Annotated in this window: 10 protein-coding genes; 4 read left to right on the top strand and 6 right to left on the bottom strand. The window is 69.8% G+C overall.

What is annotated here, in order from left to right; translation table 11 throughout:
- Both VGS97_RS15195 and VGS97_RS15190 read left to right on the top strand, forming a co-directional pair.
- On the top strand, nt 1-3,082 hold a 3,082-nt coding region (locus VGS97_RS15195), incomplete at its 5' end, for a PAS domain-containing protein (protein WP_326854162.1).
- Nucleotides 3,083-3,365: 283 nt separating this feature from the next.
- Nucleotides 3,366-4,343, top strand: coding sequence for a hypothetical protein (locus VGS97_RS15190; protein ID WP_326854161.1), 978 nt, complete (start codon nt 3,366-3,368; stop codon nt 4,341-4,343).
- A 67-nt stretch (nt 4,344-4,410) separates the two neighbouring features.
- Here the strand turns inward: VGS97_RS15190 and VGS97_RS15185 are convergent, their stop codons facing one another.
- From VGS97_RS15185 to VGS97_RS15175, 3 genes are all read right to left on the bottom strand, one after another.
- Nucleotides 4,411-5,253: a DUF1906 domain-containing protein gene (locus VGS97_RS15185; protein WP_326854160.1), complete on the bottom strand. Its 843-nt coding sequence runs from the start codon at nt 5,251-5,253 to the stop codon at nt 4,411-4,413.
- Between the two features lie 131 nt (nt 5,254-5,384).
- Nucleotides 5,385-6,113 (bottom strand): AMP-binding protein, encoded by a 729-nt coding sequence (locus VGS97_RS15180; RefSeq protein WP_326854159.1) that lies wholly within the window; start codon nt 6,111-6,113, stop codon nt 5,385-5,387.
- 157 nt (nt 6,114-6,270) lie between these two features.
- Nucleotides 6,271-6,672, bottom strand: a complete 402-nt coding sequence (locus VGS97_RS15175) for an SseB family protein (protein ID WP_326854158.1) — start codon at nt 6,670-6,672, stop codon at nt 6,271-6,273.
- Nucleotides 6,673-6,814: 142 nt separating this feature from the next.
- On the opposite strand from VGS97_RS15175, the gene VGS97_RS15170 reads away from it, so the two are divergent.
- Both VGS97_RS15170 and VGS97_RS15165 read left to right on the top strand, forming a co-directional pair.
- Entirely contained in the window at nt 6,815-8,650 is a 1,836-nt protein-coding gene (locus tag VGS97_RS15170) for an acyl-CoA dehydrogenase (RefSeq protein ID WP_326854157.1), read from the top strand.
- 302 nt (nt 8,651-8,952) lie between these two features.
- On the top strand, nt 8,953-10,242 hold the full coding sequence (locus VGS97_RS15165; RefSeq protein WP_326854155.1) for a M18 family aminopeptidase: 1,290 nt from the start codon (nt 8,953-8,955) through the stop codon (nt 10,240-10,242).
- Nucleotides 10,243-10,336: 94 nt separating this feature from the next.
- Here the strand turns inward: VGS97_RS15165 and VGS97_RS15160 are convergent, their stop codons facing one another.
- The 3 genes from VGS97_RS15160 to VGS97_RS15150 all read right to left on the bottom strand — a co-directional run.
- Nucleotides 10,337-12,256, bottom strand: coding sequence for an NHL domain-containing thioredoxin family protein (locus VGS97_RS15160; RefSeq protein WP_326854154.1), 1,920 nt, complete (start codon nt 12,254-12,256; stop codon nt 10,337-10,339).
- 50 nt (nt 12,257-12,306) lie between these two features.
- Nucleotides 12,307-13,104, bottom strand: a complete 798-nt coding sequence (locus tag VGS97_RS15155; protein WP_326854153.1) for a carbon-nitrogen family hydrolase — start codon at nt 13,102-13,104, stop codon at nt 12,307-12,309.
- On the bottom strand, nt 13,101-13,383 hold a 283-nt coding region (locus tag VGS97_RS15150; RefSeq protein ID WP_326854152.1), incomplete at its 5' end, for a 2-oxo acid dehydrogenase subunit E2. The genes VGS97_RS15155 and VGS97_RS15150, both read right to left, overlap by 4 nt.

Raw genomic sequence — 13,383 nt, 5'->3', positions numbered from 1 at the left:
TGAACGGCTGGCGGCGCGGCGCACCGACGGCACGCCGTTCCCCGCCGAGGTCAACACGGCTGCGTTGCCCGACGACGGGGACGAACTGACCCTGTACGTCGTGCGCGACCTGACCGGTGTGCTCGACGTCGAGGCCGAGCTGCGCCGACAGCAGCGCCAGATCGAGCTGATCCTGCGTGCCGCGTCCGAGGGCATCATCGGCATCGACAGCGAGGCCCGCATCGTGCTGGTGAACCCGGCCGGTGCGCGGATACTGCGGCACCGGGCCAGTGACCTGGGCGGTCAGGACGTGCACGAGTTGATCGCGCACTCGGCCGCCGACGGCACCCCGATATCGGCAGACAAGGTGCTGCTGATCGACAGCCTGCGCACCGGGACGAAGCACCGCTCGCTCGACGAGGTGCTGTGGCGCAGCGACGGCAGTTCGGTGACCGTGGACGTGACCACCGCTCCGGTCTACGAGGGCGATGTGATCATCGGCGCGGTGATGACCTTCGAGGACAACAGCGAGACGCGCGCCGCGGAGCGCCGGGCCCGCGAACTGGCCGAGGTGCTGGACCACGACCTGCGCGCGCCGCTGGCGGAGGTGCTCGCCGAGCTGCGCGAAGTGGCCGATCTCGGCATCGGCGAGCTGGGACCGGCCGTGCGGCAGGTGCTCAGCTCGACGACCTCGAACCTGGCCGAGGTGGCGAGGCTGGCCGACGACATCGTCGACTACCAGCACATGGTGGTCGGCGACACACCCTGCGAGACGCAGAGGATCTCCCTGTCCTCCGTGGTGGACGCCGCGGTGGAGGCGACGGAGGCGGACGCGGCGGCACTGGGCGTCGACCTGATGGTGCACACCGCCGATGTAGAGGTCGCGGTCGATCCACAGTTGTTCGCGACGATGCTGGCGCATCTGCTCGCGGACATGGTCAACGCCGCTCCGGTCGGCGGCAAGGTGGTGGTGACCGCGGCGCGGCGCGGACCGGTGGCCCGGATCGAGATCCGCGGCCCGCACACCGGCGGCGGCCCGCTGCATCTGCCGATCGCGCGCGCGATCGTCGCGCAGCACCGGGGGACGGTGACGACGCACCGGATCTCGGGCAAGGGCAACACGCACGTCGTCGAGGTGCCGCTGGAGGGTTCGGCAGACGACGGCAAGGGCGGCGGCGCGGCGGCGATCGCGAACGGCACGCGGGCGGTTCGGGTGGCGCAGATCCTGCCGACGTCGCGGGTTCGGCCGCCTTCGAGCAACAACAACGGCAACAGCAGCAATGGCGAAGCGGTCGAGGCCGTGGCTGCGTCGGGCCAGGCGGCGCCGGTGGAGAAGACCAACGGTCACCACACGAGCCACGGCGCGGACGTGCGGCGGCCGGTCGTCTCGGCGGCGGCATCGGGGCAGAACGGGCAGGCCCGGATCCCGGCGCAGGTGCGCTCGTCGCTGTCGCGTTCGTCGGGAATGAGCTCACTCGACCTCAAACCGAGTAAGCCGTTGCCGACGAGCGACGTGTGGTCGCGCCCGCAGCGGGGTCAGGCGGACGCGGATGAGGCGCAGACGCCGCAGTCGGCAACGCAGAACGACGAGGCGGAGGCGACAGGGACCGGAGCAGGGGCGGCGGCGACGCAAGGACCCGCCGGCGCGGAAGTGACCGAACCGCAGGAGCAGCAGCCCTGGCAGCCGCAGGCCGAGACGGAAACCGCGCAGGCCGGGACGAGGACGTGGGCATCGGACGATGACGATCAGCAGGTCGCGGGGCCGAAGCCGCCAGCGGCTCCGGCGGGGACTGGGGCGGGGCCGGGCGCTGGGACGGGCGTCACGATCCGGAAGCCGACGGATTCGAACGCTGGGGTGTCGAGCGCCGCGTCGTTGAGCGCTGTGCCGTTCAATCCGGTGCCGGTGAATCCCGTGACGCCGAACCGGTTCACGATGCAGCCTGTGCAGCGAGACGTGGAGAAGTTGACGCCACCTGCGACGGCTACGCCAGCGCCTGTATCGGCGGGCGCGGATGAAGTTCAGCCGCGGGGGCGGCGGCGGGCGGTCACGCCTGATGCGGCGACCGACAACGTGGATCAGAGCAGCTCCCAGACGAGCGTTGCTGCTTCGGATCAACTACACGGTACGACGTCGAACGCTGCGAGGGCGCTGCACGAGCCTGGTTCACGGGCAGCGAGCGGCGGAGTTTTGGATGACTTGCCGACGCAGGTAATGCCGGCGATAGTCGTCGACAGCCCGCGTACTGCTGCTGCTTCTGCTACTTCCGAGCCTGCGGCGAGAACGGGCGGTGTTCAGGCGAGTGCGGTTGAGACGAGTGCTGCTCGGTCGGCTGCTGGCGGCGCGACAGTCACGCGACCGGCGACTGGCGAGGCGAGCGGGGAGCCGACGCTGCTGCTGTGGCCCGAGCCGGACCCCTCGACGATCGACCTGCTCGACGAGCGCGGGTACGACGCGCTGCCACTGGACAACTTCGACGCGCTCGCGCGCACGATAAACGAGCGCACGTCACAGGGCTCGATCAAGCCGAGTGCCGTGCTGGTGGACCCGATCGCGGCACCGATCACCCGGCGCGGCCTGCGGATACTGCGCGGCGCGGCGATCAACGCTGGCCTGCCGATCCTGGTCACCGCCGGGATCCGCGGCGGCGCGGCCGAACCACCGCAGGGCCCTGATCCGGCGCTGCTGATCCAGGCGCTGACGCCGCCGGCGGTCTCACTGCCGCGCGTGCTGCTGATAGAAGCGCGCGAAGACCTGGCCGAAGCGATGAGCCACTCGCTTGAGCAGCAGGGGATGCAGGTGCTGCTCGCGGCGACCGACCTGGAGAGCATCAAGCGGGCGTCCGACGGCGTGCCCGACGTGGTGCTCATGGATCTGATGCAGATCCGGCGGCGGCGCACGGGGATCATCGAGTGGCTGCGCGACCGCGATCGGCTGACCACGACACCGATAGTCGTCTACACCGCATTGGGCACGGACTCCGCACAGTTCGCCAGCGGGCTGCGCGGCGGCGACGCGGCGCTCTACCTCGCCGAGCGCGCCACCGACGGCGAGGTCGCGAATCGGATCGGTGACCTGCTGGCGAAGGTCTGCCCGGCCGGGTAACCGGATGGGGCGCAAATTTGTCAGTCGTAGGGGATAGCGTGGAGCTGCGAGCAGTGTCGCTTACCTCGAATTTCCGTTCCCTGTGTCCTGATTTGCATGGCTCCGCACCGTTGGTACCTGGGCATACTGCCAATGTCGTACGTGGTGGGACTGTTGGAAACGGCACTTGTTCAGTACCGTCGGTGCATGTTCGGCGCGTTGCACCCCGAGCACGTTCCCTACCGCTGCGACGCCTAGGCGGATTCATGATGCTGTCCATAAGCCGTGCTCCGGGAGCGACCCGATGAGTCTGCCTCCCTACGACCAGTCCATCCGTGATTTCGAGCGGCACTTCCAGGTCGTGTTGCCCGATTCGGTGGGACAGGCGACCGTCGGCTTCCGGGACGGCGTCTGGTACCGGCTCAACGCCGGCGCGGCGCACGCGGTGCCGATCCGCTCGGCCATCATCCTGTGCCCGCACGCGGCCGGGTCGATCGTGCAGATCGTTTGCTGGTGGATGCGGGAGAACGCGCGCATGCCGCGCGCCCTGGACCTGGCGACGGAACTGGCGCTGACGGTGGGCGAGCTGGCGCGTAAAGCCATTGAGGAAGACCCGCTGGGCATGTCGCTCGGCGCGGCGCCGTCGAGTTTGTCTCCGGGTTCGGTCTCGTCGGCGGGTCTGGGCGTACCCGCGCTCGGTCCGGGCCTGGGCTCACCGCTCGACGGGAACCCGTACGGCAGCGGTTCGTACGGCGCGGACCCGTACGCGAGCCAGCCGTCGTCCGCCCCGGTTCCGTACGAGCCCGCATACGCCGCGGCGACCACGATGATTCCGCAGATCACCCCGGAGATGACCGCGCCCGGCCGCTCCTTCGGCACGGCGCCGCGGCCGGCCGGCCCGATGCCGGGCCTGCCCGCGCTGCCGCCGGCGCCGTCACCGGGCCGCCCCGGACCGGTCGCGCCCGGCTTCGGCGCACCGCGCGGCCAGGGAGCCATGCCGGGCGGACGGCCGCCGATGGGTTCGCAACCCGGACCGGCAGGTCAGTCGGGCGGTTGGGACCGGCCGAACGGCTTCGACTCGCGCGGCGGGCGCCCGGCGGGACCGCCGCCGCGCCAGCCGGGTTACGACGACGATCCGCGGGACGACTTCTTTCGTGGCGGACCGCCGCAGCAGCAGCGGCGGCCGGAGCGGGATGACTATGACTACCCTGGCCCCGGCGGTGGCCGGCCGCAGCCCGGCCGTTCGGGATCGGGGCGCCCGGACCCCGATCGCTCATGGTGAGGCAGTGTTCAAGTGCAGCTGCGGTCTTCGTGAGGCTGCCTGTAAGAGCGTGGGAATATAGGACTGGTTAGCCGATTCGGGCTACAGGTCCGTCGATCCAGTCCTTGTCGATGTCGAGGGTCACGCCGCCGTGCGTCTCCTTGTGGCCGCCGGTGAACTGCTTGATCCGCTGGTGCGGGGTCCACGAACCGTCCGGCACCGCGGAATCCTGGACCGTGCGGCCGTTGTCCCAGCGTGCGATCCACAGTGCATCAGGGCGGGCCAGGCCTGGCGGCCTCACGTGCGCGAGGTCGGTGATTCCGGAACCGGCGGAGGAGTACAGGCCGGCGAGGTAGCCATGCGTGTGCAGGCGGTTCGTCCATGTGCTGAGGTATTTCAGAACCGTGTTCGTACACGCGGTGTCCCGGCGGCTGTAACTCTCCAGGTCGAGGTAGATCGCGCTGCCGTGGGCGACGCCGAGCGCGACGGCGTGGGCCGCCGCGTCGTCGGCGGCGGCAGCGGCCTGGTTCGAGGTGGTCTTCGCGCTCATCAGCGCCAGATGCGGCTGGTGCGAGCACGGGGCCTGCCGGCCTACGTAGATGGGCACCAGACGCCAGCCGATCGCGGTGACCGTGTGCACCCAGCCGTCGGAGAGATAGCCGTCGCCGCACGCGCGGTTGATGCCGCCGATGTAGATGCCGAGCGCACGGTACCTGGAACTTCTCCACCAGGCTGACATGGCACGCGGCGAGGGTGCGGTGCAGGCGTCGAACCCGTCGCCGACGAACAGCCTCGTCTGCGTCCGGTAGTTGCCCGCGACGCCGGTCGCGGCGCTCCTCTCGGCGGAAGCCGGACCGGCGGCGATGCCGACGAGGGCGCACCCGGTCACGGCCGCCAGACACCACCTGGCCCAGCTGAAACGAAACGCCATGATCCACAACATAGGTCGCCCGCGCGACGGCGACGCGAATCTGCTGGTCAGTCGCGTGTCGGAGGCCTGATGACGAAATTAGCCGACCGATGATCTGAATTAAACAAAAATTAGCGAGGTCGGGTGCGAAATCACGCGCGCACGAGCACGGTGCGGGCTCCGTGCCGCAGGCCGTGCAGCGCCGCCAGCACGCCGCGCTTCAGAAAAAGCGGATCCACGACGATCTTGGTGTCGCCGGGCTCCGGCGACACCTCCGCGACGCCGAGGTGCAGCGCGCGGTGGGTCAGCGTGACGTGCTCCGGATCGTCACTGACGTGCACCTGGAGCACCAGGTCGTCCACGTGCGGCCGGTGCTTCGCGGCGTCGTGCATGCCCTCGCCGGTCTCGTGCAGTTCGAGCCAGAGCTCGTAGTCGTCCGTGCCGTCCGGGTTGTCGCTGGGCGGGCCGACCATGACCACCGTGTAGAGGTCGTCGAGTTCGGGGCGGATCCGCTCCAGCCGCTCGGCGAAGTCGGAGCCGACGAACAGCAGCTTCACCTGCTCGCGGCGCAGGATGCCGACGATCACGTCGTCGGTCAGCCGCCAGTTGAGGATCACCACGGTCGCCCCGGTGAGCCCAGCGGCGAAGAGCGCCTCGATGCAGGCCGGGTGGTTCTGCGAGAACACCGCGAAGCGCTCCCCCGGCCGTACTCCCGAGGCGCGCAGGCCGCTGGCCACATGCCTGATCCGCTGGTCCAGCTCGCGCCAGGTCAGCCGGTGTTCGCCGCACTCGACGGCGGTCGCGCGCGGAGCGTGCCCGAGGTTCCGCTTCACCAGGTCGGTGATCAGTGCGGGCTCGTCGAGCGCGGAGCTGGCGGGCACGGGCATGGCTCTCCCCCAGGATGACGCTGATGCCTTGTCAAGAACAGACGTGCTGGCAGGACAGTAACGCCGCAGGTACAGCCGTGACTAGAGCGACGGATGCAGTGCTGCCCCTCTGGGCAGTGAGGGTTAACAGTTGTCGAACACCCGGCGCGGATCAGCCGTACATGCGCTTCATCGTGTAGTCGATCATCTGCTCGATGGCCTGCGCGTCGAAGACCACCCGGTGCTCGCCCTCGATGTCGAGCACGATGCCGTACCCGGTCGGCAGCAGGTCGAGCACCTCGGCCCCGGTCACCGTGAAGTAACGCGACTGCTCCCCGGAATACCGGCGCAGTTCGACCAAAGAGGAGAACATCGGGATCACCGGCTGGGGCGTGTCGTGCAGGGCCAGGAAACCGGGCCGCTCGCCGCGGGGGCAGAACACCTTGCACGTGGTGAACACCGCGTGGAAGTCCTCCGGGCTGATCGCGCCGGAGGCGAAGGCGCGGACGGCATCCGCCAACGAGGGCTGGAGAACTTGTCCGCCGCCGGAATCGTCACCGTTGTAGCCATACACAACTGACGAGCGTAGCGGGCCGCGCGACGGTGCGGACAGGATGCGTGCCAGGTGGACGCTTGCGTGAAGTTACCCATGAGTAGCATCATGAGGTTACCGACTAGTTCTACTCGCTGGTAGCCGCGGACGCAAAGGACCACCGATGGGGCATTACAAGTCCAACCTCAGGGATATCGAGTTCAACCTCTTCGAGGTGTTCGACTCGGTGAACCACTACGGCTCGGCCGCGTTCCCCGAGATAGACGTCGAGACCGCGCGCACGATCCTGGCCGAGGTCGAGCGGCTGGCCGTCAACGAGCTGGCCGAGTCCTTCGCCGACGCCGACCGCAACCCGCCGGACTTCGACCCGGTGACGCACACGGCCACGCTGCCCGAGTCGTTCAAGCGCTCGTACAAGGCGTATATGGACACCGAGTACTGGCGGCTGTGCCTGCCCGACGTCATGGGCGGCACCGCCAGCCCGCCCTCGCTGCGCTGGGCCACCGGCGAGCTGGTGCTCGGCGCGAACCCGGCGGTCTGGATGTACGCGGGCGGCACCGACTTCGGCCGGGTGATCTACGAGCAGGGCACCGAGGAGCAGCGGAAGATCTCGGCGCGGATCGCGGAGAACCTGTGGGGCGCGACCATGGTGCTCACCGAGCCGGACGCCGGCTCCGACGTGGGCGCCGGGCGGACCAGGGCGATCAAGCAGCCGGACGGCACGTGGCACATCGAGGGCGTGAAGCGGTTCATCACCGGCGGCGAGCACGACCTGGCCGACAACATCATCCACATGGTGCTGGCCAGGCCGGAGGGGCACGGTCCTGGGACCAAGGGCCTCTCGCTGTTCATCGTGCCGAAGTACCTGTTCGACTGGGACACGGGCGAACTCGGCGAGCGCAACGGGGTCTTCGCCACCAACGTCGAGCACAAGATGGGGCTGAAGGTCTCCACCACCTGCGAGCTGACCTTCGGCGCCGACCGCCCGGCCAAGGGCTGGCTGCTCGGCGAGGTGCACGACGGCATCGCCCAGATGTTCATCGTCATCGAGATGGCCCGGATGATGGTCGGCACCAAGGCGATCGCCACCCTCTCGACCGGTTACCTCAACGCGCTGGAGTACGCGAAGTCCCGCGTGCAGGGCCCAGATCTGCCACGGGCCACGGACAAGAACGCGCCGCGGGTGACCATCACGCACCACGCGGACGTACGCAGGCAGCTGATGCAGCAGAAGGCTTACGCCGAGGGCATGCGCGCCCTGGTTTTCTACGCCGCGAGCTGGCAGGACCGGCTCTACGCGGCGCACGCGACCGGCGGCCGGGACGAACTGGCCGAGCGGATCAACGACTTCCTGTTGCCGATCGTCAAGGGCTACGGCTCGGAGAAGTCCTACGAGCAGCTGGCCCAGGCGCTCCAGGTCTTCGGGGGCTCCGGCTATCTACAGGAATACCCGATCGAGCAGTACATCCGGGACGCCAAGATCGACACGCTGTACGAGGGCACCACGGCGATCCAGGGCATGGACCTGTTCTTCCGCAAGATCGTCAAGGACCAGGGCCAGGCGCTCGGCCACCTCAAGTCCGAGATCCAGGCCTTCCTGGACTCGCACGCCGGCGGCGAGCGGCTGGCGGCCGCGCGGGAGCGGCTCGGCGCCGCGCTGGCCGACGTCGAGGCGATGGCCAACACGCTGTTCACTCAGGCGGCGAAGGCGCTTGAGGACCCGCGGCAGGTCCAGGTCGCCGCGCAGTCCCTCACCGACTTCCTGTACGCGGTCGGCGACGTGATCGTCGGCTGGCTGTTGCAGCGCCAGGCCGCGATCGCGCTGGACCGGCTGGCCGAGGGCGGGGGCGCATCTGCTAAAGATGTACCGTTCTACACTGGCAAGGTGGCTGCGGCGTCATGGTTCGCCGGCCACATCCTGCCGCTCCTCGCCGCCCGGCGCTCGGTCGTCGAGGCTACGGACAACGCGCTGATGGATGTGCCCGAGGAGGCTTTCTAAGCCTCGCGGCGAGGCACGGGGCCGAATCACCCCACCGGTCCGGTCGGCGCGCACGAGCGCCCGGTCGGATTGGTGATCGGGCTGTGCGGGCCGGGTCCCCGGAAGGGATGAGCTCCTTCCGAGGGACCTGGTTCAGCTTCGGCGAGCAGGCCGGGTCGACGCCGCCGGAACGCGCGACCCACGAGTGCGCCGAAGATCTTGGCCAGGTGCAACCGGACCCGCATCCCGGATGGTCATCGCGCTGATCCGGCCAAGATCTTCAGCACCCTCGTGGTGCCGTGGCAGCTGGGTAAGCTGGCAGCATGGCAACGTTCGACCGCTCGCACACGGACAACCTCCTTGCCTACCTCGCCGCCTCGCCGACGCCGTACCACGCGGTGGCCGAGGCAGCGGCGCTGCTGGACAAGGCGGGCTTCCGGCAGCTGTCCGAGACGGCGGCCTGGGACGAGCAGCCGGGCGGCCAGTACGTGATCCGCGGTGGCGCACTGGTCGCCTGGTATCTGCCCGAGGGCGCGGAGCCGTCGCGACCTTTTCGGATCATCGGATCGCACACCGACTCGCCGAACCTGCGGGTGAAGCCGCAGCCTGACACCGGAGCCGCGGGCTGGCGGCAGATCGCGGTGGAGGTGTACGGCGGTCCGCTGTACAACACGTGGCTCGACCGCGATCTGGGCCTGGCCGGGCGCCTGGCGCTGCGTGACGGCTCCGAACGGCTGGTCAACGTGGCCCGGCCGCTGTTGCGGGTGCCGCAGTTGGCGATCCACCTCGAACGCGCCGTGAACAGCGAGGGCCTCAAGCTCAACCCGCAGGTCCACCTCACGCCGATCTGGGGCGTCGGCGAGCCGAACGAGGGCGACCTGATCATGTTCCTGGCGCAGGAGTACGGCCTGCACCCGGCCGACGTGCTCGGCTGGGACCTGATGGTGCACGACGTCGCGCCGCCGGCGTACCTCGGCCGCGACGCAGAACTGATCGCGGCACCGCGCCTGGACAACCTGCTGTCCGTGCACGCGAGCGTGGCGGCGCTGCTGTCCGCGGTCGAGGCGGGGATCGGCGGCGGCCCGATCCCGGTGCTCGCCGCGATGGACCACGAGGAGAACGGTTCGGTCTCCACGACCGGCGCCTCCGGGCCGTTCCTGGAGACGGTACTGGAGCGCCTCGTCGAATCCCGCGGCGGCGGCGTGGACGCGCGTGCGCGCGCGTATGCGGGCTCTGTGATGGCTTCCGCGGACCTGGCGCACGCCGTGCACCCGAACTATCCCGAGCGGCACGACTCCGGGCACCGCCCGGCCGCGAACGGCGGTCCGGTGCTCAAGGTGAACGCGAATCAGCGTTACGCGACGGACGGCGCGACCCGCGCGGTCTGGGCGCGCTCCTGCGAGGCGGCCGGCGTGCCGTGGCAGACCTTCGTCTCGCGCAACGACCAGCCCTGCGGCTCGACGATCGGCCCGCTGGCCTCGTCCCGGCTCGGCATCGCGGCGTTCGACGTCGGCGTTCCGGGCTTGTCGATGCACTCCGCGCGCGAACTGTGCGGCGCGGACGACCCGTGGCGCCTCGCGGCGGCCCTCGCCGCCTTCCTGCGGCTGGTCTGAGCGCACCTTCTTGCGGTCCAGGAAGGCCGCCGCGCCGCCGGCAACCCGCGTTCACTCCCTGCACTCCCTGAAGGCTCAGCCGCTTCCTGAAGGCTCAGCTCTGGGAAGCACCGTCGTCGAAGCCGCGCAGGATCAGCGGCAGGCGGGCTGGGGCTCCCGGGACGAGCTTGACCGGGATGCCCCAGTCCTGCTGATGGATGTGGCAGGCAGGGAAGAACTCCTCCGGGTCAGCGCCCTGTGACATCATGCCCTGCGACATCGTGTCCTGTGACATCATGCCCCGTGACATCGCGTCCTGCGGCGGCTCGTCGCAGGAGGCTGCCTTGACGGAGACGTGCAAGACGCCTGATTCGATGGCGCCGTTCAGCGTCAGCGTGCGCGTCAGTGCGGTGTCGCGGCCCGCGCCGGCGAGCAGCAATTCCGGGGGCGAGGCGGAGACGACCAGCTGGGTGGACGGGCCGTAGCGCTCGTCGAGCTTCTGGCCGGTCGGCGGTTCGAAGACCACTGACAACGCCAGGCCGCCGGGGGCGAGCTCGGTGGCGGGACGCTGCGTGCGGTAGGCCGCTGATTCGACGCGGAGCGCTTCTTCAGGCAGGCGTACCCGGGTCAGCCGATGCGCGGCGGACTCCACGACGAGTAGGTGCCCGTCGGCCAGCAAGGCGCCGGAGGGCTCGCGCAGACCGGTGATCAGAGTGCTGACGTGATCGGTTGCCGGATCGTAGCGGCGGATCGCGCCGTTGTACGTGTCGCTGATCGCGATCGAGCCGTCCGGCAGCGCGGTGACGCCGAGCGGGTGCTGGAAAAGGGCCTGGTCGGCGGCGCCGTCACGCAGGCCGAAGTCGAAGAGGCCTTGGCCGACCACCGTCGTGACGCGCCCCTCGGCGAGGTCGAGGCCGTGCAATTCAAGGCGGCGCAGCGCGGAGGACTCGCAGTCGGCGATCCAGATCCGGCCGGCGGCGTCCACAGCGAGTCCGGAGGGCTGGGAGAACCAGGCTTCTGCCAACTCGCCGTCTACGAGCCCTTCGTTCGTGGTTCCGGCGAGTACGGCCACTGTCTCGGATGCCGGATCGTATGTCCACAGCTGGTGGATGCCCGCCATCGCGACGACGACGCGGCCGTCCGCCACGACCACGTCCCAGGGCGAGGAGAGATCGATCTCACGGGCCGGACCGCTGGTAGCAGAGCCCTGTGACCATTGGCGGCCGGTGCCCGCGACCGTGGCGACCTGGCCGGTGATCAGGTCGATCGTGCGCAGGGCGTGGTTCACCGTGTCCGCGACGAGCACCGTGTGCTCGCCGAGCAGGCACAGGCCCTGGGGTTCGCTGAACCGGGCCTCGGCCGCCGCGCCGTCGATCAGGCCTCGACGACCGGAGCCGAAGCGGCGCAGCACCGTCTTGCCATCCGCGTCATCGGCGTCGAGTTCGACGACGCCGTGGTGCGCAGTGTCAGAAACCAGATACGTGCCGCCCGGCAGCGCGATCGCCTTGCCCGGGAAGCGCAGCGCGGTCGCCTCGGGCTCCGGCGGAGTGTAAGGGCTCTCACCGCGGCGTAGCGTGCCCTTGGCTTCGTGCTGCGCGACGAGTTCCGCCAGCAGCGTGCGCAGGCCGTGCGCGTGCCCCTCGCCGGACATCTGGGCGACGACGTAGCCCTCCGGGTCGATGACGCTCAGCGTCGGCCACGCGCGGACCGAGTATGCCTTCCAGGTCGTCAGCTCGGGATCGTCGAGTACCGGGTGCCGCACGTCGTAGCGTTCGCAGGCGGCCACCAGCGCGTCACGGTCGGCCTCGTGCACGAACTTCGGCGAGTGGACGCCGACGACGACCAGGACGTCCGCGAACTCCTCCTCGATCGGGCGCAGTTCGTCCAGCACATGCAGGCAGTTGGCGCAGCAGAAGGTCCAGAAGTCGAGCAGCACGATACGCCCGGCCAAGTCGGGTTCCGAACCGCTGGAATTGATCCAGCCGCGGCCGGTGAGCTGCGGCGCGCGGACTCGGGGCCGCCTGATGTCACGCATCGTTCGATTGTAGTCGAACGGATGCGAGGTGTTCGCTACGGCGGTGTCCGCTACAGGCGCCGGTCCTTGAGCACCGGGAAGCCCTCGCGGATCGTGGAGACCAGGCCGGGATCGAACTCGACGTGGACGATCTGCTCGCCCTCGCCGCCCTCGGCGAGGATGTCGCCCCAGGGATCGATCACCAGCGAGTGCCCGGCCATGTCGATGCCCGCCTGGGTACCGACCGCGCTGCACGCCAGCACGAAGATCTGGTCCTCGATGGCACGGGCGCGCAGCAGGGTCCGCCAGTGTTCGACCCGGCGCGCCGGCCACGCGGCGACCTGGAGCAGCGTCTGGACGCCGGCGTCGAGCAGGCCGCGGTACATCTCAGGGAAGCGAACGTCGTAGCACGTGGCCAGGCCGGCCGTGCTCACCGGCACCCCGTCGGGGCCGGGCAGGTCGAACGTGACCAGCCGCCCGCCCGGGGACATGACCGCCGCCTCGCCCTTGTCGAAGCCGAAGCGGTGGATCTTGCGGTAGCTGCTCAGCAGCTCGCCGCGCGCGTCGAAGACCAGCGAGTCGTTGTAGATCCGGCCGTCCGGGGCGCGCTCCGCGATCGAGCCGGCGTGCAGCACGACGCCGCAGTCCATCGCGGTCTGCCGCATCAGCCGGGCCGTCTCGCCGTCCGCCGGCTCCGCGCCGTCCTGCCAGGGCTCCGGGTCGAACGCGCCGTGCAGCCACAGTTCGGGCAGCATGACGAGCTCGGCGCCGGCGTCGGCGGCCTCGTGCACCCTGGCCGCGGCCAGCGCCCGGCTCTTCTCCGGCGCGCGGCCAAGGTCCACGTCGAACTGAATCAGGGCTGCTCTCACACCAATGAAGCTACCGGGTCCTCCAGCACCCTGCCAACGTCGCGCAGGAACTTCGAGCCCAGCTCACCGTCGACCAGCCGGTGGTCGAAGGAGAGCCCGAGGGTGGTGACCCAGCGCGGCTTGATCTTCGCCTGGCCGTGCTTGCCGGTCACGACCCATGGCTGCTGCCTGATCGCACCGAACGCGAGGATCGCCGCCTCGCCCGGGTTGAGGATCGGCGTGCCGGTGTCGACGCCGAAGACGCCGACGTTGGTGATGGTGATGGTTCCGCCGGTGAGG

The organism is Actinocrinis sp. (assembly GCF_035946395.1).
In the GTDB taxonomy this organism is placed as follows: Bacteria; Actinomycetota; Actinomycetes; order Streptomycetales; family Catenulisporaceae; genus Actinocrinis.
This window is presented reverse-complemented; position numbering and strand designations above follow the sequence as displayed.

Coding starts and splice junctions, on each gene's coding strand:
- VGS97_RS15185 (WP_326854160.1), bottom strand. CDS start 5,253: ATGGCGTTTCGTTTCAGCTGGGCCAGGTGGTGTCTGGCGGCCGTGACC.
- VGS97_RS15160 (WP_326854154.1), bottom strand. CDS start 12,256: ATGCGTGACATCAGGCGGCCCCGAGTCCGCGCGCCGCAGCTCACCGGC.
- VGS97_RS15190 (WP_326854161.1), top strand. CDS start 3,366: ATGAGTCTGCCTCCCTACGACCAGTCCATCCGTGATTTCGAGCGGCAC.
- VGS97_RS15165 (WP_326854155.1), top strand. CDS start 8,953: ATGGCAACGTTCGACCGCTCGCACACGGACAACCTCCTTGCCTACCTC.
- VGS97_RS15170 (WP_326854157.1), top strand. CDS start 6,815: ATGGGGCATTACAAGTCCAACCTCAGGGATATCGAGTTCAACCTCTTC.